The 19,402-nt window shown below is 37.9% G+C and carries 20 protein-coding genes; 9 read left to right on the top strand and 11 right to left on the bottom strand.

Going from position 1 to position 19,402, the window contains the following annotated elements; all coding sequences use genetic code 11:
• Positions 1-31 precede the first annotated feature (31 nt).
• Positions 32-217, top strand: coding sequence for a DUF5325 family protein (locus MKY80_RS04160; RefSeq protein WP_008173985.1), 186 nt, complete (start codon positions 32-34; stop codon positions 215-217).
• Between the two features lie 39 nt (positions 218-256).
• Here MKY80_RS04160 and MKY80_RS04155 read toward each other — a convergent pair whose 3' ends face one another.
• Positions 257-1,051: an inositol monophosphatase family protein gene (locus MKY80_RS04155; protein ID WP_008173986.1), complete on the bottom strand. Its 795-nt coding sequence runs from the start codon at positions 1,049-1,051 to the stop codon at positions 257-259.
• A gap of 227 nt (positions 1,052-1,278) precedes the next feature.
• Positions 1,279-1,476, bottom strand: coding sequence for a hypothetical protein (locus MKY80_RS04150; protein ID WP_008173987.1), 198 nt, complete (start codon positions 1,474-1,476; stop codon positions 1,279-1,281).
• Between the two features lie 125 nt (positions 1,477-1,601).
• On the opposite strand from MKY80_RS04150, the gene MKY80_RS04145 reads away from it, so the two are divergent.
• Complete coding sequence (locus tag MKY80_RS04145; protein WP_342532151.1) at positions 1,602-2,237, top strand: DUF1054 domain-containing protein; 636 nt, start codon at positions 1,602-1,604, stop codon at positions 2,235-2,237.
• A gap of 101 nt (positions 2,238-2,338) precedes the next feature.
• On the opposite strand, the gene MKY80_RS04140 is transcribed toward MKY80_RS04145, so the two are convergent.
• Positions 2,339-2,626 carry a UPF0223 family protein gene (locus tag MKY80_RS04140; protein WP_008173990.1) on the bottom strand — a complete coding sequence of 96 codons (288 nt, stop codon included), beginning with the start codon at positions 2,624-2,626 and terminating at the stop codon, positions 2,339-2,341.
• Between the two features lie 20 nt (positions 2,627-2,646).
• Positions 2,647-3,606 (bottom strand): nitronate monooxygenase family protein, encoded by a 960-nt coding sequence (locus tag MKY80_RS04135; protein WP_342532149.1) that lies wholly within the window; start codon positions 3,604-3,606, stop codon positions 2,647-2,649.
• Between the two features lie 144 nt (positions 3,607-3,750).
• Here MKY80_RS04135 and MKY80_RS04130 point away from each other — a divergent pair, with 144 nt between their 5' ends.
• On the top strand, positions 3,751-5,220 hold the full coding sequence (locus MKY80_RS04130; protein WP_036123694.1) for an aminotransferase class I/II-fold pyridoxal phosphate-dependent enzyme: 1,470 nt from the start codon (positions 3,751-3,753) through the stop codon (positions 5,218-5,220).
• Between the two features lie 436 nt (positions 5,221-5,656).
• On the top strand, positions 5,657-6,253 hold the full coding sequence (locus MKY80_RS04125) for a class I SAM-dependent methyltransferase (protein ID WP_089985257.1): 597 nt from the start codon (positions 5,657-5,659) through the stop codon (positions 6,251-6,253).
• A gap of 46 nt (positions 6,254-6,299) precedes the next feature.
• On the opposite strand, the gene MKY80_RS04120 is transcribed toward MKY80_RS04125, so the two are convergent.
• Together MKY80_RS04120 and MKY80_RS04115 are read right to left on the bottom strand one after the other, a co-directional pair.
• Positions 6,300-6,977: an LrgB family protein gene (locus tag MKY80_RS04120; protein WP_008173999.1), complete on the bottom strand. Its 678-nt coding sequence runs from the start codon at positions 6,975-6,977 to the stop codon at positions 6,300-6,302.
• On the bottom strand, positions 6,970-7,416 hold the full coding sequence (locus tag MKY80_RS04115; protein ID WP_089985255.1) for a CidA/LrgA family holin-like protein: 447 nt from the start codon (positions 7,414-7,416) through the stop codon (positions 6,970-6,972). The genes MKY80_RS04120 and MKY80_RS04115 overlap by 8 nt, the downstream gene beginning before the upstream one ends.
• Before the next feature lie 337 nt (positions 7,417-7,753).
• Between MKY80_RS04115 and MKY80_RS04110 the strand changes: the two genes are divergently transcribed.
• The 5 genes from MKY80_RS04110 (at position 7,754) to MKY80_RS04090 (ending at position 13,317) form a co-directional block, all read left to right on the top strand.
• Complete coding sequence (locus MKY80_RS04110; protein ID WP_170844069.1) at positions 7,754-9,376, top strand: sensor histidine kinase; 1,623 nt, start codon at positions 7,754-7,756, stop codon at positions 9,374-9,376.
• A complete protein-coding gene (locus MKY80_RS04105) occupies positions 9,369-10,058 on the top strand; it encodes a response regulator (protein ID WP_008174005.1) in 690 nt (229 codons plus the stop codon). The genes MKY80_RS04110 and MKY80_RS04105 overlap by 8 nt, the downstream gene beginning before the upstream one ends.
• 125 nt (positions 10,059-10,183) lie before the next feature.
• On the top strand, positions 10,184-11,203 hold the full coding sequence (locus tag MKY80_RS04100) for a tripartite tricarboxylate transporter substrate binding protein (protein ID WP_089985253.1): 1,020 nt from the start codon (positions 10,184-10,186) through the stop codon (positions 11,201-11,203).
• Between the two features lie 93 nt (positions 11,204-11,296).
• Complete coding sequence (locus MKY80_RS04095; RefSeq protein WP_089985251.1) at positions 11,297-11,773, top strand: tripartite tricarboxylate transporter TctB family protein; 477 nt, start codon at positions 11,297-11,299, stop codon at positions 11,771-11,773.
• 17 nt (positions 11,774-11,790) lie between these two features.
• Positions 11,791-13,317, top strand: a complete 1,527-nt coding sequence (locus MKY80_RS04090; protein ID WP_089985249.1) for a tripartite tricarboxylate transporter permease — start codon at positions 11,791-11,793, stop codon at positions 13,315-13,317.
• 50 nt (positions 13,318-13,367) lie between these two features.
• Here the strand turns inward: MKY80_RS04090 and MKY80_RS04085 are convergent, their stop codons facing one another.
• The 5 genes from MKY80_RS04085 to pdhA all read right to left on the bottom strand — a co-directional run bounded on the left by MKY80_RS04085 (position 13,368) and on the right by pdhA (position 19,175).
• Complete coding sequence (locus MKY80_RS04085; protein ID WP_036123669.1) at positions 13,368-14,150, bottom strand: SDR family oxidoreductase; 783 nt, start codon at positions 14,148-14,150, stop codon at positions 13,368-13,370.
• Between the two features lie 122 nt (positions 14,151-14,272).
• On the bottom strand, positions 14,273-15,688 hold the full coding sequence (gene lpdA / locus MKY80_RS04080; protein ID WP_089985247.1) for a dihydrolipoyl dehydrogenase: 1,416 nt from the start codon (positions 15,686-15,688) through the stop codon (positions 14,273-14,275).
• Between the two features lie 5 nt (positions 15,689-15,693).
• The gene (locus MKY80_RS04075; RefSeq protein WP_089985246.1) at positions 15,694-17,031 is read right to left on the bottom strand and encodes a dihydrolipoamide acetyltransferase family protein; all 1,338 of its coding nucleotides are present in this window, start codon (positions 17,029-17,031) and stop codon (positions 15,694-15,696) included.
• 47 nt (positions 17,032-17,078) lie between these two features.
• Positions 17,079-18,056, bottom strand: coding sequence for an alpha-ketoacid dehydrogenase subunit beta (locus tag MKY80_RS04070; RefSeq protein ID WP_008174017.1), 978 nt, complete (start codon positions 18,054-18,056; stop codon positions 17,079-17,081).
• Positions 18,057-18,059: 3 nt separating this feature from the next.
• On the bottom strand, positions 18,060-19,175 hold the full coding sequence (gene pdhA, locus MKY80_RS04065; RefSeq protein WP_008174019.1) for a pyruvate dehydrogenase (acetyl-transferring) E1 component subunit alpha: 1,116 nt from the start codon (positions 19,173-19,175) through the stop codon (positions 18,060-18,062).
• Positions 19,176-19,402: the final 227 nt, after the last annotated feature.

Here is a 19,402-nt window from a genome sequence, read left to right as displayed (position 1 = left end):
AATTATAATTTTTTATATAGGAGGCTAGGCTATGAATCGTGCAAAATTCGTAATGGCTATTTATGCATTAGCAGCTGTTTTAGCAATGTGCTCAATTGGCTATTCAGTGGCGGCTAGTAGTGTATTTGGTGCAATAGCAGGTATTGTGGCTACTTGTGTCATTTTCATGACAGCCTTTAAAATGAAGCGAAAACTGCGTATGCAAGGGTTACTGTAGTTAAAAAAAGGAGCTGTCTAGTAAATAGACGGCTCCTTTTTATTCATAAGGTACAATATATTTTTCCAATAATTCTTTGTGAATGGAAGGATTGGCGATAATAAAAGTATCTTGATGTAAGAAGTCAAAGCCTTCTCCGTGCAAGTTTGTGGCAATGGCCCCAACCTCTTGAGCAATAATGGTACCACCTGCTATATCCCACGGTGATAGACGCATGGAAACATAAGCATCCAACTTCCCACTAACAACAAATGCGATTTCCATGCAAGCTGAGCCATATGAACGTGTGCCCCGAACTTTGCGGACCATCTCAATGACCTTTTCGTGATGAATATGTCGATTAGGAGCTACCCAATGTGCATTGATACCAATGACTGATTCCTCCATCGTAACAGATTGAAGTTTCCGCAGTGGCGAATCGTTATACCACGCGCCTTGGCCTTCAATCGCATAAAATAAATCCTCGCGCATGACATCAAATATGTACCCTAACTTACCTACCCCATTAATAAAAATACCAATAGAAATCATAAAGTGACGATGCTGTTTAACAAAATTCATCGTGCCGTCTATAGGGTCAATAATCCAAACTACACCATCTAATGACTCTACCTTTTCCCCCATTCCTTCTTCGCCTAAAATTTTGTGGGCAGGATTAAAAGCTTTAATTTGGTCGATAAAAAATAACTCGGTCTCTCGGTCAATATTTGTTACCAGGTCATTGGCACCTGATTTTGTCTCGATCACTAAATTATACGAAAAAGCTTCTCGAATACGTCTTCCAGCTTCAAAGATTATACTTTTCGCAAATTCATCCATTTGTTGTAAATCCAATTAAAACCCACCCTTCGAATATAAGAAAAAGCCTTTACTTTCCTCACACTTTATTCATAAATTTTACCTTGTCCATTGTCTTTAATGCGATATACAACATGAACTTCAAAAAATACTGAAATTCTTTACGCTATGATATAGTATCTATTTTACCCTTTGTTACAATAAAAATCACCTGCTGTCGGAATATTCAGCAAGTGATTTTTTAAATGGGTATAAGATTTTGATTACGCATAGGCGTGGAAGCTTTCAAGTTCCATCTGGATTTCTCCAAGACGTTTTTTACTTTTTTCAATTTCAATATCATTTTTTTCATTCATCGCTGCAAAAAGCGAAGCTAATTCATAATCTAATTCTAATTGTAAAATGTGTTCATATTGCTTTTCAATGTCAACTTTACGTATAATTTTTACGATTGGTTTCATAAAAACACTTCCTTTTTTAAATTTTTTTACAAAAACTTTTCAAATTCGATAAAGTTCTTGTTATAAGATTTTTTCCCAAAATCAGCGTAAAATAAACCTTATAAAACGAAAGGAGCAAAATAAAATTGCCGAAAACAAAGTGGACAAACAAAGATTTTAATGTTTTTAAAATAGATGGTTTAGAACAAAGAATGGATGCATTAAACGATCATGTACGCCCAAAATTCCATCAGCTTGGTGATGATTTTGCTGCCTATTTCTCAAGCCAGCTAGGTGAAGAATTCTTCCCTCATGTTGCCAAACACGCTAGAAGAACTGTCAACCCTCCAAAAGATAGTTGGGTTGCCTTCGCCCCATATAAAAGAGGTTATAAATCATTGCCTCACTTTCAGATTGGTCTATGGCACTCACATTTATTCATCGTCTTAGCTATTATTTATGAAGCTCCTCAAAAAAATGTGATGGCTGAACGTTTACTCGCTCATCAATCCTTATTTGAGCAGCTACCTGGTGACTTTACTGTGTCAGGTGACCATATGTCCCCAGAGGCCATTTCACTTGAAGAAGCGAAAGAAGACAAGCTTGAGGCACTACTTTTACGTCTGCGAGATGTAAAAAAAGGTGAGTTTTTAATTGGTCGTCATATTCCAAAAGAGCAAGCAATAAAATTATCAGCCAGTGAATTCCACCAGTTAACGGAGCAAACATTCAACAGCTTACTACCTTTTTACAACGTCATTGTTGGTAAGGATTTAAAATAAGCTTTAATCTCATGTTATTTGTTGAAGTAGTGTATGCAAAATGTCGTTTTTTAACACAAAAATATAAAAAGCGGATGTGAGTTGTTCTCACATCCACTTTTTTATCGATTTTTTTTAGGGACTATTTTTATCATTGTACCATCTGCGGCTTCTTTTGTTTGCTTAACAACCGGATAGCTTATATAGCCACTCGCCTCTTCAAATTCACGAAATATTGTTTTTTCCTCCGCTTGTGAAGGAACAATTTCCTTAAAGCGACGATATTTAGCCATCATGACCTCACGCTTGATGCCCTTTTCATGAGCTTGTTCAATCCCTTCAAAAAATTGAACAACGTCCACAATCTCCTCTGTAGACCAATCTGTTGAAAACGGATAAGAATATTCCATTCGACAAAACCACCTTTACATTATTGCCCCCATTTTAACCGGATACTTTCCGCTTCTGCAACCATTCGATTGATTAATTCCTCAACAGTAGGAATATCATGAATCATCCCTGTCACTTGTCCAGCCCAACCAAAGCCTTGTTCTTGTTCACCATCATAAATAAAGCGCTTATTCACTGTACCACTTATATATTCCTTTAACGCTTCGTAGGTTGGCTCTTTTTCTTCAATTTCTAAAATTTTTGCCGTAAACTCATTACGTAAAGCACGAGCTGGTGCACCGATAGTACGTTTTATGATCGTCGTATCAGCCTCTGTGCTTGCTAATAGTGCCTCTTTATAAGCTGCGGAAGCATCAACACATTCCTTTGTTGCAATAAAACGAGTACCCATTTCAATTCCTTCAGCTCCCAGTGCATGGGCAGCCATCCAGCCTCGGCCATCGCCAATTCCACCTGAAGCAATCACTGGGATTTTCACACTATCAACAACCTGTGGGACGAGCACCATCGTACCTACATCATCCCTACCAAGATGTCCGCCACCCTCTTGTCCAACAACCATTACAGCATCTGCTCCAAGCTGTTCAGCTTTTTGCGCTTGTCTACGTGCAGCTACAAGTACCAATTTTTTAATATCTGTTTCTGCTAATAAATCAAAAATGGGTGCAGGATTACCACCAGTCATCGTTACAACAGGTACTTCTTCTTCCACTGCAACGCCAACCATTTCCTCATAGCCTGTACCATGCATACCAATAGCAAAGTTTACGCCAAAAGGCTTATCTGTTAATGTTCGTACTTTATGAATCTCCGCTCGCAATAAGTCAGGGTTTCGTAAACTCATAGCTGTGATTTGACCTAACCCTCCAGCATTCGACACAGCCGCCGCTAAATCAGCATAGGCTAAATACGCTAAACCGCCTTGAATAATTGGGTATTTCACTTGTAAAAGCTCTGTCACCCGTGTATTCCAAATCATAATACCTCCCCCTTCATTCGGTATTAATTTCTCGATATCCTTAAAAAATCCTTTTATTTTTTATGAAAAGTCTATTTTTTCGTGTCGTTAGGTGCTATAATTCATTTGTTTTCTTAGATAATTTAAAGTGAGGTGGTACCTGCGTTGTCACAACTAGAGACTCCATTGTTCGACGTATTACTTAAACATCGGAACAGACATCCTATTCAGTTCCATATTCCAGGCCATAAGAAAGGGCAAGGGATGGACCCTGCTTTCCGAGAATTCGTCGGCGACAACGTTTTATCAATTGATTTAATTAATATTGCTCCACTAGACGATTTACATTCACCAAAGGGTGCTATTAAAGAAGCGCAAAATCTTGCAGCAGAAGCTTTTGGTGCTGATCATACATTCTTTTCCGTTCAAGGTACTAGTGGCGCCATCATGACGATGATTCTGACCGTCGTTGGTCCAGGTGATAAGATTCTAGTGCCGCGGAATGTCCATAAATCTATTATGTCGGCGATAGTTTTCGCTGGTGCAATTCCAATTTTTATTCATCCTGAAGTCGATAGTGAATACGGGATTTCTCATGGCATATCCCCTGAGGCTGTCGAAAAAGCATTAAATGCTTATCCTGATACAAAAGCTGTGCTAGTTATTAATCCAACTTATTATGGCTTCACAGCAGATTTAAAACGCATTGTCGAAATCACTCATAGCCGTGATATTCCAGTAGTAGTAGATGAAGCACATGGTGTACACATTAAATTCCATGATGACCTTCCCTATTCAGCAATGGAGGCAGGTGCCGACATGGCTGCTACAAGTGTTCATAAGCTTGGTGGTTCTATGACACAAACGTCCATTTTAAATGTTCGAGAAGGACTTGTTTCAGCAAAACGCGTACAAGCTGTTTTTTCTATGCTAACAACGACATCAACATCTTATCCATTGCTCGCTTCCCTTGACACAGCTCGACGTCAATTAGCGATTCACGGATATGATTTGATTGACGATGCATTACGTTTAGCAAAGGATGCTCGTAAACGAATCAACCAAATCCCACATTTAAAATGTGCAGGCAAGGAAAAACTACATTCATCCGCTACTTATGATATGGACCCTTTGAAACTTCTTATTAGCGTCAAGGATTTGGGTATTTCTGGGCATAGAGCTGAGGAATGGTTACGTTATAACGCCAATATCGAAGTAGAATTGTCTGACCTTTACAATATTTTATGTTTAGTGACATTAGGAGATACGAAAAAAGAAATTAATCTTTTAGTCAATGCATTATCTCGTATGTCAAAAGCATTTGATTCAGAAGCGGCTATCACAGAAGCTGTCGTGAATGTCCCAGATATTCCAGCGCTAGCTATGTCACCTCGTGATGCATTTTATGCTGATACTGAGGTAGTTCCACTTGCTGAAGCAGATAACTGTATTTGTGCAGAATTTATTATGGTATATCCTCCTGGAATTCCAATTTTTATTCCCGGGGAAATAATTACTCAAGAAAATATTCATTATATTCAAATGAATATTGAGGCGGGTTTACCCGTTCAGGGACCAGAGGATTCAACATTAAAAACGATTCGTGTTATTAAAGAAAGAAAACCTATTATTTAATCTTAAAAGCTAGCTCTTCTTGAAGAGCTAGCTTTTTCATTATTTATAAAAAGCAGAGGTTAGTATCAATATAATCGGAAAAGCTACTACCAATAATGCCATAAAAAATCTCCAACTGTTTTAACGAAAGCCGTAGCTACTTTAGAAAATTTCTCTTTCACATTTAATAAAATTATCTATATCAGGATAACCTTTTCCTAACTGCCATTTAGACACAGCCTGCCTTGAAATATTATAAATACTCTACCACTTCATCCTGAGTATAGTGATGCTGTTCCCTTAATTTCTTTAAACGATTTTCAAAATCATCCGTATTATTTATTACAAAATAGATCGCAATTAAATATGCAACGAGCATTTATTAGTTGATTTTATAAGCTAAAAGTTAGAATAACAAATGCACATTATCTACAATAGAGAAAAGGAGGAATGATTCATGAATACATGGAATCAACGTTTTCTAGAATCTGAATACGTTTATGGCGAACAACCAAATGCCTTTATTAAAGATTATGTATCTTTTTTGAAAGAATCCCCTAATATCGCAGCCTATGCTGAAGGTGAAGGGCGCAATGCTGTTTTTTTAGCCTCTAAGGGCCATACTGTCACTGCCTATGATTATGCACAAAGTGGTCTTGCGAAAACAGAAGAATTAGCTCAGAAACAGCATGTGTCAGTTCAAACTAGGCTAACCGATTTACTACTGGATGAGCTTCCTGTGGAGAAATATGATGCGGCTATTATGGTTTTTGGTCATTTTCCATTGCAACAACAGCAGGCAGTCATCCAAAAGATTATCGATTCAGTGAAGCAAGGCGGACGGATTATGATGGAATTATATTCTATTTATCAGCTCGCCTATGCGTCTGGTGGTCCACAGCAGCTTGATTTTTTATATGACCCAAAAGATATCCTGCAATGGTGTGAGCCACACAAAATTATCCATTTCTTTACAGGTGAGCAAATACGCCATGAAGGAGCGTTACACACTGGACTAGCCCATACCATTCAATTCATTATTGAGAAAAAATAAATGAGTTGTCTCTAAACAGTTGAGACAACTCCTAAAGTGAAAATTTTTATAAAAATAAATACACAAATAATGGACAGAAAAATGCCCCAATAATAGCCGTTAAGCCCATTGATAATGAACCAACTGATAATTCCTGTTCTCCATATTCCCTTAATTTCACAAGTCCTACACCATGCGAGGCACTGCCCACTGCCACCCCTCTACTAACGGCCGAGTCGATTTTGCCATATTTAATAACTAAAGGACCAATAATAGCTCCTACAAACCCTGCTATCATGACAAAAACAGCTGTTAGTGGCGGAATACCCCCTATTGTTTCGCTGACCTGCATTCCAACAGGCGTCGTTAAAGATTTAGGCAAGGCTGTCAGCATCCAACTAGATTTTACACCAATCCATTTTAACAGCACGAAAATAGTCACTAATCCTGTCACCATGCCGATGAAGAGCCCTGATAAAATAGAATATTTATATTTGATAATAATAGCTCGTTGATTATAAAGAGGATAGGCAAGTGCGACTACAGCTGGCCCAAGCATTTTCTGAAGCCATTCTCCACCCACCATATATGTAGAATATGGAATATTAAATATTAGTAAAATCACTGCACTAACAACTGTAGTCGTGACTAAAGGAATCATAATAGGATGCGGAAATCGCTGATAAAGCTTCGTAAATAATATGAACATAATGATGGTGCTCAGGACAACAATTGCTTCAATCAACCGTTAACTCACCCTTTCCTTCTTCAAGAATAGACTCCGTTCCTTCCTTTTTCTTTAATTCTTTCTTCTCAATTAGTTGCGTCAGTAATCCTGTGACATAAATAGAGATTAATGTACTAGCAATAACGGCTAGAATGATAAGCAAGCCAGTGATTGACATGAGTTCTGGGTAATCAATAACGCCCACTGTTGCTGGTATGAAAAACAGCGTTAAAACGCCAATTAAAAAACTTGCACCATCTTGAATATATTCAACCTTTATGATTTTAAAAATGAGTGAAAGTACTAATAACAGTAATCCAATGACACTTCCTGGAAGCGGTATGTGTAAATAAGTAACAATTCCTACTCCCATATAATAAAAAATGGTCAGTATGCCGATTTGAACAATAATCCGAACAACTCTCAACAACAGCGCAGCAAAATTTCCGTTCAACATTTCGCTACTTTTCACCCCCTATATCGTTCATTCTACATCTGTAGGAATTTTCTGTCTATTGTAATTTTAGAAAAATAATAATCAGCATCAGAAAGAGCTAAGTTCCATATTCCCAAAAATCACATGTATACATATATAGTGTTTTCATCGATATTTAGGGTAATTTGTCACTCGGACTATTCAAATAGCGTTCTTTCCCTATTATGAATATCCACCACCTATCGCCTTTAAATTTTCATCACTAGCTAGCAAATTTCAGAAATTTTATATATAATCGAAAATTACAAAAGATACTCATTTCTCAAACAATACTATAATTTCCATAATACACAATAAGGTGGGATCTTCTATTATCCTTAAAACATTAAAACTCCAAACTCGCTTTGCTTATTACAGTAGCTTTTTAATTTTTCTTATCGTCACTTTAGCTGGTTTACTTTTTTACGTAACGATTTCTGATGCACTGCAAACACAAATTGGTAATCGAGCACTATACTTGGCGGAAACAACCGCTAGTAGGGGCGACGTTATAGAAGCCTTTCACACTGACAACCCATCAAAAAGTCTGCAAACAATTAGCGATGATATTATGGACGCTGCAAAAGCCACGTATGTTGTAATCGGTGATAAAAATGGCATTCGCTACACCCACCCTCTCGCCGATCGTATTGGCAAATCGATGGTTGGTGATGATAACGACAAAGCATTGATCAACGGTGAATCTTATATTTCAATTGCCGATGGTTCAATGGGACAATCTATTCGTGGAAAGGCGCCTATCGTTGATACGAATGGAGCCATTTTAGGAGTTGTGTCCATTGGCTATTTAACGAGTGAATTAGATAACTTATATTTTTTATACTTGGATAATATTTTTTATACGATCATTATTGCACTCACCATTGGTATTATCGGCTCCATTATTTTATCCCGGAATATTAAAAAGCAAATTTTTAATTTGGAGCCAAATGAAATTGCCAATCTATTAACAGAAAAAAATACTTTAATAGAATCCGTGCGGGAAGCTATTATTACGGTCAATGATAAAGGTGAAATTACAACGTTAAATAACGCCGCCGCCAATATCTTAAATTTACCCGATGCTGCTTCTATTATTGGCGATAATATTAAGCAACATATTCCAAATACACATTTACTGAATGTATTGATGAATGGTGAAAAACAGCTTGATAAATTGATGATTGTCAACGGTGATGAAATTATTGTCAACCGCGTTCCTATGAAGGTGAAAGGTAAAATTGTCGGTGCTGTAGCAAGTTTCCGGCTACAATCAGAAATTGAGCAAATGGCGATTGAATTATCACAAGTAAAACAATATACAGAAGCTTTACGTGCACAAACACATGAGTTTAATAATATCCTTTATACCGTTTCTGGCCTTATTCAATTAAATGCATCCGATGAGGCTTTAACAATTATTCATAAAGAGGTACAAGGACATTCCTCTTTAACACAATTTATTACAAATCGTGTTAAAGACCCATTCTTAAATGGTTTAATTATCGGATTTTTTAATCGTGCGCGTGAATTAAAGATTCAGCTGATATTTGATGAGGATAGTTATTTAGATATCTTTCCTGAAAATATAGAAAAAGGCCTTATTATTTCGATTATGGGTAATTTACTAACCAATGCTTTTGAAGAGGTCGAAAAAAATAAAGAGCAACGGCCTATAGTAAGGCTTTTTATATTTGATAATGGAGAAGAAATCATTTTTGAGGTCGAGGATTCTGGCAATGGCATAGCACAAGAAAAACTAGATGTATTGTTTTCAGAAAATATTTCAACAAAAGATAGGAAGCATCGAGGCTATGGGTTAAGGAAAGTAATTTCCAGCATCCAAGATTTAAATGGCACACTCGCTCTTGGGGAAGGCGATTTAGGAGGTGCCCTATTTATCGTATCTATTAGTAAAAGGGGGATTATTAACAATGACTAATATCGAAGTACTAGTAATTGAAGACGATGTACGTGTAGCAGATGTACATCGTCGTTTTTTAGATAAAATTGAAGGATTTACAGTAATTGCGTGTGCAAACACTGGAGAAGAAGCTTTAGATTGGCTACAATCATTTTCACCACAGCTAATATTACTCGATGTATTTTTACCAGATATATTAGGTGTGGATTTAATCGATAAAATCAATACAATTAGTCCAACTAGTAGCATTATTTTGATTACTGCTGCCACAGAGGCTCACATTGTACAAAAAGCGTATCGTAAAAATGTTACAGACTATATTTTAAAGCCATTTACATTTGATCAATTAAAAGAAAGTATAGAAAAATTCCGTTACAAACATCTACTACTCCAAAATAATGAGAAATTTACACAAGAAAAGCTTCAATACCTTTGGCCAAAAGCGACTTCATCCATCTCTGAAGATACACAGCTACTATTACCAAAAGGCATTGATTTAACAACGATGAATCATGTCATCAACTATTTAAGTACAATGAAAGGTGGTAGTACAGCTGAACTGTTAGGGAAAAATATTGGTGTAAGTCGTTCCACTGCTCGCCGTTATTTAGAATTTTTAGTCACACAAAAGCAGGCCTATATTGAGCTAACTTATGGCACAGTTGGTCGTCCTGAACGACGATACTTTATTTTCTCATAAACTTTATGCACAAAATGACGTTAATCCACAATATCACCACAATATTTTAACAATTCTGATATAAGTTATAGTTATGATAGCGCTCGATTGATAGCGCTATCATTTTATTTTTAAGGAGGATTTTTATGTGGAGAAAGATTTCAAAAGTTATGATAGCTGGCTTACTATTTACTAGTTTAGTTGGTTGTTCTTCATCAAATGGAGAAACAGCTGATGGAAAGCAAGCAAGTAATTATCCGAAAAGTAATATTACCATTGTTGCTCCATCAGGTGCGGGCGGTGGTTGGGATTTAACAGCTCGTGCAGTAGCAAAAACAATGAATGATACAGGTTTAATTAATAAATCGATTCAAGTCGAAAACAAGCCTGGTGGTGGTGGCGCTGCCTTTATGGCAACATTTGCTACAAAGGAAGCAAGCAATGATTATATGTTAATGGTTAAATCACCGCCAATTCTTATTAATCATGAAAAAGCTGAAGGAAATAGTAAATTTGGCTACAAGGACACTACGCCTTTAGCACAATTAACGCGTGACTATGGTGCAATTGTTGTTAAAGAGGATTCGCCATTCCAAACGCTTGAAGATGTATTAAATGCCCTAAAAGATTCGCCAAAAGATGTTACGTTAGCAGGTGGCTCTGCACCAGGCTCTATGGATCATCTAGTGGGGATTATCCCCGCCTATAAAGCCGGTATAGACTTAAAAACAATTAAATACGTTTCTTACGATGGTGGTGGTGAAGCTGTAACCGCATTACTAGGCGGCAACGCTGATGTCATAGCAACAGATGCTTCCACAATCGCTACTTATGTTAAATCAGGAGATGTACGCGTATTAGCCGTAAGTTCCTCTGAGCGATTAGAAGGTGAGCTAGCAGAAGTTCCTACATTTAAAGAGGCTGGTATTGATGAAGAATTTACTATATGGCGTGGTATTTTTGGTCCAAAAAATATGAGTGAAGATGCGGTTACCTACTGGTCCGAAAAATTACAAGCAATGTCTGAATCAGAAGAATGGCAAGCTGAGGTGACACGTAATGGCTGGCAAGCAGAATACCGAAATGCAGAGGAATTTACCACATATCTAGACAATCAAAATAAAATCATCGTAGAACTACTGACAGCTCTTGGTATGCAAAAGTAAAGAATAGACTGTGTTGCAAAAGAGCACAAGTATTTCCATCCAATAAGATCTACTTGTGCAACCTACATTTATTATCAACGGAGGTGTAAACGATTGAATTACACATTTGATAAAACATTTAGCATTATCCTATTAGCTGTTAGCATTTTATTTATATTTCAAGCAACGCAAATTTCTGATAGTGCTTATGGATCTACAGTCGGTCCTAAAATATTTCCACTAGGTTTAGGTATTATTTTAGGTTTATTAAGTCTTCAACTATTTTATGAATCATGGAAAAATGCTGTAAGGGAGCGAATCATAGGAGGACCCACTGCACCTTCTAAAACCTCCTCTACTGAGCTCAAGAAATTTTTAATCATTTTTGGTAGTGCGATTGCCTATGTATTCTTCCTAGAAAAAATAGGCTATGTGATCACAACGTTTTTATTTTTATGTATTAGCTTCCAAACGATGGAACGAGCAAAGCTTATTTATTCAATCATTATTGCAGCTGGATTTTCAATTGGTGTCTATTATTTATTTACAAGTTTACTAGGCGGTTCATTGCCTAGCTTCCCAACTTTTTAATGTAAAGGAGTGAACATATGTCGACATTGCAATTTTTAGCTGATGGATTTGCGATTGCTTTTCAATGGCAAAATCTTTTATTCGCTCTTGTCGGTGTCATAATTGGAACAGCGGTTGGTGTCCTTCCTGGCATAGGTCCAATGAGCGGCGTTGCTTTATTAATCCCAGTAACGGCAACCATTACAGCGGGATTACCTACGGAGGCCGCCGCTACGAGCTCAATTATCTTACTTGCAGGGGTTTACTATGGAGCCATGTATGGTGGTTCAACAACTTCGATTCTATTAAATACACCTGGTGAATCCTCATCAGTTGTTACAACATTGGATGGCTACCAAATGGCTAAGCAAGGACGTGCCGGAAGTGCTCTTTCCATTGCAGCCATTGGTTCATTTTGTGCTGGTGTTATAGCATTACTTGGTCTAATACTATTAGCGAATCCATTATCAAAATTAGCACTTAAATTTGGACCAGCAGAATACTTTTCATTAATGCTACTAGGGCTTGCTGCAGTAAGTGGACTTGCAGGCCGCTCTATTACAAAAGCTTTAATTATGACCGCCTTAGGACTGATGCTCGGGACAGTTGGTATTGATGCCGTATCTGGTATCGAACGCTTTACATTTGGTCAGCCCATGCTGTTCTCGGGTATTGAATTTTTAACAATTGCTGTTGGTTTATTCGCGTTAGGGGAAGTATTTAAAACGATTCTTGAAAGAGATGAAGAAGATGGTCAATTAGCAAAAATTAATCGTGTATTACCAACAAAGCAGGATTTAAAGGAAAGCGCTATTCCTATTGCTCGCGGTTCACTACTAGGATTTTTCATTGGCGTTTTACCTGGTGCAGGCGCAACACTTGCCTCATTCTTTTCTTATATTACCGAAAAGAAATTCAGTAAGACACCTGAGAAGTTTGGAAAAGGCCATATTGCCGGTGTTGCTGGACCTGAATCAGCGAACAATGCTGCATCAGGAGGCGCAATGATTCCATTGCTAACATTAGGTATCCCCGGTTCAGGTACAACTGCTATTTTAATGGGTGCACTTATTATGTATAATATTCAGCCAGGTCCATTATTATTTGAAGAGCATCCTCAAGTCGCTTGGGGATTAATTGCCAGTATGTTTATAGGAAACTTAATGTTATTAGCATTAAACATGCCTCTCGTTCGTATCTTTGCAAAAATCATAGAAACACCGAAAAAATATTTATTGCCCATTATTGTTGCAATTTCAATTTTTGGTGTGTATGCCGTACAATTCGCCACTTTTGATTTATTTTTATTATTAGCTTGTGGTGTGCTCGGCTATCTATTTGCCAAAAATGACTATCCAGTGGCACCTTTAGTACTTGCACTTGTACTAGGGCCAATGATTGAAAATAATATGCGTCGTGCATTAACTATATCTAATGGTGACTTTTCTATATTTGTAGCAAAGCCATTGTCATTACTATTTTTAGTAGCTGCTATTTCGTGGTTACTTATACCACTGTTCATGAAAATGCGTGGTAAAAATGTTCTGATTAATGAAGAAGGATAATCATAAAATCCACTACACATTCTATCAATGGAAGTATAGTGGATTTTTCTCTATAATGCGTGACCAGAGCCACCATCAATATTCAATGAAGTCCCCGTAACATAACTTGCTGCATCAGATACTAAAAATGTAATAACGTTGGCCGCTTCTTGCGTATCACCTACACGACCAAGTGGAATAGCTTGCCCTACTTTACGAGAATAGTCTTCCCACGATAAACTTGGATCTTCCTTTTTCCATTTCTTTTCGATTTGATCACTTCGAATAAGCCCAATACATACGGAATTGACGCGGATATTATCCTTTCCTAAATCCTTGCTCATCGCTTTAGTCAAAGCAAGTCCCGCAGCACGGCTGACAGTCGTAGGAAGCGAGCTAGCAGGAGGCGTCTTAGCCATCACCGCAGTCACATTCACGATTGCACCCCCACCAGCCTTACGCATATATGGTGCTGCATATTTTGAGCAATGTATAGCGCCAAATACCTTTAAATCTAAATCTGCTTGCCACAGCTCACTACTCACCGATTCAAAAGGATTTGCTGAAGCTGTCCCAGCATTATTAATGAGAATATCAACGTGTCCAAAATGTTCGACCGTACGCTCAATTAGATTCTTACAATCTTTTTCCTTAGTAATATCTGTTGGAACAATTAAAACATCTACACCTGTTTCATTTTTAATACACCCAGCGGCCACCTGTAGCTGTTTTTCTCCACGTGCACAAAGTACAACCTGAGCACCCTCTTTAACAAGTTGCATGGCCGTATAATAGCCAATACCTTTACTCGATCCTGTTATAATTGCTACTTTCCCCTTTAAGCCTAGTTCCATTATAATCACCCCAAATATTTTCGAATATTCTTAACAATATATTTACTTTAACAAAATTATAGATAATATACAAAAAACGGCTACAAAGCAATTCGCTTTATAGCCGTTTAAACGGTTTTACATTATTTTTTTGCTACAATGTGAATTGGGTTGCCAAGTAATACTTCAGCAGCTTCCATTGTAATTTCCCCTAATGTTGGGTGAGCATGAATTGTTAATGCGATGTCTTCAGCAGTCATTCCGCCTTCAATTGCTAAGCCCATTTCAGCGATCATATCAGATGCACCAGCACCTACGATTTGAGCACCGATTAATAAGCCATCTTCTTTACGAGCAACAAGCTTCACGAAACCTTCTGATTGGTTTAGTGCAAGAGCACGACCATTTGCTGCGAATGGGAATTTCGCTGCAGTGTACTCGATACCTTCTGCTTTTGCTTGTTCTTCGTTGTAACCAACTGTCGCCATTTCTGGATCTGTGAAACATACAGCAGGTACAGCAAGATAATCAACAACTGATTTTTCACCAGCAATTGCTTCAGCAGCAACTTTACCTTCGTAAGAAGCTTTATGTGCAAGCTGAGGACCAGCAACGATATCACCAATTGCATAGATATTTGAAATATTTGTACGACATTGTTTATCAACATTGATTAGACCGCGTTCACCGAATTCAACACCGATTTCAGCAAGGCCCATTTCATCAGTATTTGGACGACGACCTACAGTAACTAATACATAATCAGCTTCAACTTTTTTCTCTTCTCCGCCAACTTCATAAGTTACAACTACGCCGTTTTCTGTTTCTTCAACGCCTTTTGCAGATGCGTTTACTTCCATTTCAACGCCTTTCTTTTTAAGGCCTTTTTTCACGATTTGAGTCATTTGTTTTTCGAAGCCAGCTAAAATATCTTTTCCGCCTTCAATAATTGTTACTTGTGAGCCAAGGTTTGCATAAGCAGATCCTAACTCTGTACCAATGTAACCTCCACCAATTACTACTAATTTACCAGGTACTTCTTGTAAAGAAAGTGCACCAGTAGAATTTAGTACGCGCTCAGAGAATTTGAATGTAGGAATTTCAACTGGACGAGAACCTGTTGCAATAATGACATTGTTAAATGTGTAAGTTTGAGCAGATTCACCATTGATGATACGCACTGAATGAGCGTCAACGAAATAAGCTTCACCTTGTACAATTTCAACTTTGTTCCCTTTAAGTAAGCCTTCAACACCGCCAGTTAATTTTTTAACAACGCTGTCTTTAAATGCTTGTGCTTTTGAGAAGTCTAATTTCACATCAGAAGCGATGATTCCCATGTCATCTGAATGTTTAGCTTGCTCAAAACGGTGACCTACTGAAATTAATGCTTTTGATGGAATACAACCTACGTTTAAGCACACACCACCAAGTACATTTTTTTCAACGATTGTTACTTTTTGGCCAGTTTGAGCTGCACGAATTGCTGCTACATATCCTCCAGGACCTGAACCAATGACAAGAGTATCTGTTTCGATTGGGAAATCTCCTACTACCATTTTTGTTACGCCTCCATTAATAATAATTCTGGCTCACTTAACAAACGCTTCAAGTGATTTAAAGCATTTTGCGCAGTGGCTCCATCGATCATACGATGATCAAAGCTCAATGATAATGCTAACACAGGTGCGGCTACAATTTCACCATTTTTTATTACAGGTTTTTCTGAAATTCGACCAATACCTAGAATTGCTACTTCAGGATGGTTAATTACTGGTGTAAACCATTGACCTCCTGCAGAACCAATATTCGTAATAGACATAGATGCACCTTTCATTTCATGTGGCGCAAGTTTACTTTCACGGGCTTTAGTCGCTAACTCATTGATTTCATTTGACACTGCAAATACAGACTTGCGATCTGCATGCTTGATAACTGGGACAAGTAAACCTTTTTCAGTATCCGCTGCAATACCAATATTGTAGTAATGCTTTTGGATAATTTCTTGTGTTGCATCATCTAATGAGCGATTAAATTCTGGGAATTCGCGTAATGTTGAGATAAGTGCTTTTACTACATAAGGTAAGTATGTTAATTTAACACCTTTTTCAGCTGCGATATCTTTGAATTTTTTACGATGCGCTACAAGAGCTGTTACATCGACTTCATCCATTAGTGTAACATGTGGAGCCGTTTGTTTCGAGTGTACCATTGCTTTTGCAATCGCTTTTCGAATACCAGACATTTTCTCACGAGTTTCTGGGAATTCCCCTTCAAGAACAACTGGTGCTGCTGAAGTAGTAGTTTCTTGTTGAACCGCTTCTTCAACTGTCACTCCAGTTGCTGATTCAGTGTCAACAGTACCTCCACCATTTAAGAAGTTTGTAATATCTTCTTTCAAAATACGACCATTTTTGCCTGAACCTTTTACTTCACGGATGTTTACGTCGTTATCGCGTGCAAATTTGCGGACAGAAGGCATCGCAATCACACGTTTTGTTTCATCAACAACTGTTTCAGCTTTTTCAGGTGCTTGCTCTGGTGCTTTCTCCTCTTTTGCAGGAGCTTTTTCTACGTTCTGACCAGATTCAGCTGTTGCTTGAACTTGTGCTTCAGTTTTCTCTTCAGCGTGACTATCACCTTTTAGCTTTAAGTCTTCATAGCCAGGTGCATCCAATCGGATTAAAACATCGCCTACGACGGCAACTGTTCCTTCTCCTACTAAAACTTCCTCTACTGTTCCTTCAACTGGTGAAGGAATTTCTACTACTGCTTTATCATTTTGTACTTCACAAAGAATATCGTCTTCTTTTACTGTATCTCCAGCCTTGACGAACCATTTCACGATTTCGCCTTCGTGAATTCCCTCGCCAATATCCGGTAATCTGAATTCAAATGCCATGTGTACCCATCCTTTCTATTTACCGATGTTCAAGTTTAGAAGCTTCATTAGAATGTTAAAACTTTTTTTGCTGTTTCCATTACATCTTTGTAGTTTGGTAACCAAACACCTTCAGCTTGTGGGAATGGGTACACAGTATCTGGTGCAGCCACACGAAGAACAGGCGCTTCTAAGCTTAAAATTGCGCGTTCAGTAATTTCTGCTACTACATTTGCCGCGATACCTGCTTGTTTTTGTGCTTCTTGTACAACGATTGCACGACCTGTTTTTTCTACAGACGCAATAATTGTTTCGATATCAATTGGTTGAATTGTACGTAAATCAATTACTTCAACAGAGTGGCCTTCTTTTTCAAGTTCTTCCGCAGCCTTTAAGCTTTCATGAACCATTAAACCGTAAGCAACAATTGTTAAATCTTTACCTTCACGTTTTACATCCGCTTTTCCTAGTGGAATTTCGTATGCTTCTTCTGGTACTTCTTCACGGAATGAACGGTAAAGTTTTAAATGTTCTAAGAAAATAACTGGGTTGTCGTTGCGAATAGATGAAATTAGTAAACCTTTTGCATCGTAAGGTGTTGATGGTACAACTACCGTTAAACCTGGTTGTGCAGTCATTAAGCTTTCTAAGCTATCTGAGTGCATCTCAGGAGTATGCACACCACCACCGAATGGTGAGCGAATTGTTACTGGTGCGTTGTATACGCCGCCACTACGGTAGCTCATACGTGCTAATTGACCACTGATTGAATCCATTACTTCATAAACGAAGCCGAAGAATTGAATTTCAGGAACTGGACGGAATCCTTGTAGAGAAAGACCGATTGCTAAGCCACCAATACCTGATTCTGCTAACGGCGTATCAAAAACGCGGTCAACTCCGAATTCTTTTTGTAGGCCTTCTGTCGCGCGGAATACCCCACCGTTGACACCTACATCTTCCCCGAATACAAGAACGTTTTCATCATTCTTTAATTCTGTGCGAAGTGCATCTGTAATTGCTTGAATCATCGTCATTTGTGCCATAGGTTATTTCGACTCCTTCTCTTTATAGATTTCATACTGTTCTTTTAAATTAGATGGCATTTCGCCTTTATACATGTTTTCCATCAGCTCTGTTACTTTTTGTTTTGGAGCAGCATCAGCTTTTTTGATGGCTTCTTTAATTTCTTCTTTAGCACGCTCAATGACTGCTTCTTCTTTCTTCTCATCCCATAAGCCTTTTGCTTCTAGGTATTTACGGAAGCGAACAAGTGGGTCTTTTTGAGCCCATTCAGTATCTGTATCAGAAGTACGGTAACGCGTTGGGTCATCCCCAGCCATTGTATGTGGGCCATAACGGTAACACATTGTTTCAATTAACGTTGGACCTTCACCATTAACAGCTCGCTCACGTGCATCACGAGTTGCTACGTAAACTGCAAGCGCATCCATTCCATCTACTAAAATACTTGGTAAACCTGCTGCCACACCTTTTTGAGCGATTGTTTTTGCAGCAGTTTGTAGTTCACGCGGTGTAGAAATTGCATATTGGTTATTTTGTACAATGAAGATCGCTGGAGATTTAAATGCACCAGCAAAGTTAATACCTTCATAGAAGTCCCCTTGTGATGAACCACCATCACCTGTATATGTTACTGCAACAGCTTTTTTCCCACGCTTTTGAATACCTAGTGCAACACCTGCTGCTTGGATAAATTGAGCACCGATAATAATTTGTGGTGCTAGAACATTTACACCCTCAGGTACTTGGTTCCCCATAAAATGTCCACGAGAGAATAAAAACGCTTTATCTAAAGGTAGGCCATGCCACACGATTTGTGGAACATCACGATACCCTGGTAAAATCCAATCCTCTTGTTCTAATGCAAAGTGTGAAGCAAGCTGAGAAGCTTCCTGACCTGCCGTTGGTGCATAGAAACCTAAACGGCCTTGACGGTTCAGTGAGATTGAACGTTGGTCTAAAATACGTGTATAAACCATACGTGTCATTAGTTCAACTAATTCTTCATCCGATAATTTAGGATCTGCCTCATTATTTATAATTTCGCCTTCTTCATTCAAAATTTGAAACATTTCAAACTTATCTTCGATTTCAGTTAGCGTTTGTTTAGCATCAAAAATATTATTGTTTTTCTTGCTCATTTGTCACATCTCCCTTTCAGCTGTATTAAAATAAATCACCTTTTTGACTAGTACAACTTATTCTTGACACTCAGTATACTGAATAAAATACTGTCGGTCAATCATATATTACGGCTATAAACAAAGATTTTTTCTAAAATAACAATTAATCATCTCTGTCCTATACTGTATTACCAATATCGAAAATCTGTATTAGAACACCATTTTTACGCCTTGTAATTCTTAAG

This window comes from Lysinibacillus sp. FSL R5-0849 (assembly GCF_038595075.1).
Classification (GTDB): Bacteria; Bacillota; Bacilli; order Bacillales_A; family Planococcaceae; genus Lysinibacillus; species Lysinibacillus fusiformis.
The sequence above is the reverse complement of the archived record's forward strand: the minus strand, read 5'-3'. Positions and strand labels throughout refer to the sequence as shown.